At 67.2% G+C, this 2,543-nt stretch carries 2 protein-coding genes and 1 pseudogene; all 3 read right to left on the reverse strand.

Annotated elements, in window-relative coordinates; translation table 11 throughout:
* On the reverse strand, positions 1-924 hold a 924-nt coding region (locus ACQKDV_RS19080), incomplete at its 3' end, for a Tol-Pal system beta propeller repeat protein TolB (RefSeq protein WP_427785806.1).
* Positions 925-1,099: 175 nt separating this feature from the next.
* On the reverse strand, positions 1,100-2,155 hold the full coding sequence (gene tolA / locus ACQKDV_RS19085) for a cell envelope integrity protein TolA (protein ID WP_427785807.1): 1,056 nt from the start codon (positions 2,153-2,155) through the stop codon (positions 1,100-1,102).
* Positions 2,145-2,477, reverse strand: a pseudogene (locus tag ACQKDV_RS19090) (biopolymer transporter ExbD); the annotation flags it as partial. The pseudogene ACQKDV_RS19090 and the gene tolA, both read right to left, overlap by 11 nt.
* Positions 2,478-2,543 lie beyond the last annotated feature (66 nt).

A 2,543-nucleotide genomic window follows, 5' to 3' on the forward strand; every position in this document is an offset into this window, starting at 1 on the left:
GCACGCGCCCTCGTGGGCGAAGGTGTGAACGTGGTGATCGTGGCCCGTGGCGAAGTGGTTGGTCAGCTGGGTCAGCTGCTTGCTGCCCAGGTCCATCACGTAGATTTCCGGGTTGCCCGAACGCGAGAGGGTCAAGGCCAGCTTGCGGCCGTCCGGCGAGAAGGCCGGGGCGCTGTTGATGCCGCGGAAGCTGGTGACCAGCTCACGGGCGCCGGTGGAGATGTTCTGGATGTAGATGGCCGAATTGCCACGCTCGAAGCTGACATAGGCCAGCTTGCCGCCATCCGGGCTCCACGACGGCGACAGCAGCGGCTCGGCCGAGCGGACGATGGTCTGCGGGTTGTAGCCGTCCGAATCGGCGACCATCAGCGCGTAGCGCATGGCATCGCCCTTGCCGCTGGCGGTGACATAGGCGATGCGGGTCCAGAAGGCGCCGCGCACACCGGTGATCTTTTCGTAGATGGCATCGGCCATCTGGTGGGCAACGTCACGCATGGCGTTGCCGCGCGCGGTCATGGCCAGGCCCAGCAGGCGCTCGCCCTTGGGCACGTCGAACAGTTCGTACTCGACGCGGTAGGCACCGGCGCCGGCGTCCATCACGCGGCCGACCACGATGTAGTTCTGCTTCAGCGCGCGCCAGGTCGGGAACTGGATCTCGCCGCCACGGGTCGGCTTTTCCACGATCTGCCCTTCGGGCAGCGTGCGGAACTGGCCCGAGCGCTCCAGATCGGCGCGGACGACGCCGGCCACATCGGTCTGCGGGGCACCGGCCGAGCCCTGGTAGGGCATGGGCACGACGGTGATCGGCAGCGCGGAGGCATTGCCGCCGACGATCTCAAGGTCAAGGCTCCTCTGCTGCGCGAAGGCAGCGAAAGGCAGCAACAGAGCCGCAAACACGGCAAGCCAGCGAGGCATCTTCTTCATGGAGCGCTCAATAGGGGGAAACCGGTACGAGGGATAGCAAACGGCGGGTGAACCGCTTCGCAATCATGAACCAAGGGTACGTGAATTCCGGGTCAGTGCCAGCGTGCACGGGTCGCGCGTCGTCGACGCCAGGGCCCCGCCGCCGGATGCGGACGGGGCTGTCCGATCCGCCTTATCACTCCTGCGGGGTGAACGTCAGGTTGAGCGTGCGCGCGAACACCGATTCAAAGCCACGGTACGGCAGCGGCTGCGCATTGAGCACGGCCGCCTCGATCGAGCGCTTGCCTGCCTCGTCGTACGGGCAGTTGGCGCCCACCTTGGCCTGCAGCACCTGCCCACCCGGAATCTGGGTGATGGTGATCTGGCACTTCTGGCCCAACGGCACGCTGTCAGGCCGGGTCCACGAACTGCTGATCTTGCTGACCAGTGCCGCAGCGTACTTTGCCGACAGGTCATTACTGGTACCGCCCGCGCCACCGGCTGGCTGGGCCTGGCTGCTGCTGGCCGCAGCTGCACCGGCTGCATTGCGGGCCGCGGCGACCTGGCGCAGCTTCTGCTCTGCCAGCTTGGCTTCCTTCTCGGCCTGCTCGCGCTTGGCCCGGATGTCGGCGATCTTCTTCTGCCGCTCGGCCTCGGCCTTGTCAGCCGCCACCTTCTCCTGCTCGGCGATCTTTTTCCTGGCGTCCGCTTCCTGCTGCTTGGCCAGGCGCGCCTTCTGTTCGGCTTCTTCCTGGCGCTTGCGTTCGGTCAGGTCGATCTGTTCCTGGCGCTTCCTGGCCTCCTGCTCCTGCTTGGCCTTTTCCTGCGAAATGGCCAAGGCATTGGCGGCGTCCTGGTCCTTGGTATCAGGCTGGGCAATGCGTTCCTGCGCCTGTTGCTGCTGCGGCGTGGGCGCATCCTGCGGGCGCGGCGCCTCGATCGGCTGCGGCGGCGGGATGGTGTCCTCGGGCACGGGTGCCGGCACTGGCTCAGGCACCGGCTCGGGCAGGTCTTCCAGCTTTTCCGACTGGCGCAGGGCCTGGCGCGCGGCGGCCGATTCGGACGAGGACAGCGCCAGGCTGGCCTCGACCGAGGGCTCGCCTGCGGCGGCATCGGTATTGCGCTCGGGCGACCACAGCCAGGCCACGATGAAGACCAGTGCGACCAGCAGGTGCACCAGCACGGCCAGCGCCAGGGGCAGGCCCCAGCCGGGCTCGCGCTGCTGCGGAGGTGGCAGGGCGTCAGCGTGCATCGGTGGCCAGGCCTACCTTGTCGACTTTGGCGCGCTTGATGACATCCATCGCAGCGATGACCTTTTCATAGGCCACGGCACGGTCGGCGGCGACAATCACGCGCACGTCCTTGTCCTGCGCGGCGATGCCGGACAGGCGGCCTTCCAGTTCCTCGGCGCTGACCGCGGTCGGCTCCTTGGCGTCGGGCAGCTTCAGGCTCAGCTGGCCGTCCTGGCGGACCGAGACGATCAGCGGGTCCTGCTTGCTCTCCAGCGCCTTGGCGTTGGACTGCGGCAGGTCGACATCGAAGCTCAGGGTGAGCAGCGGCGCGGTGACCATGAATCGACTGCTCCTGCTCCGGCCTTTCGTAGATACCGTGTTGTCCTTGCCTAGGCAAGGACAACACGG

The sequence above is a fragment of the Stenotrophomonas sp. NPDC077659 genome (genome assembly GCF_050268705.1).
In the GTDB taxonomy this organism is placed as follows: domain Bacteria; phylum Pseudomonadota; class Gammaproteobacteria; order Xanthomonadales; family Xanthomonadaceae; genus Stenotrophomonas.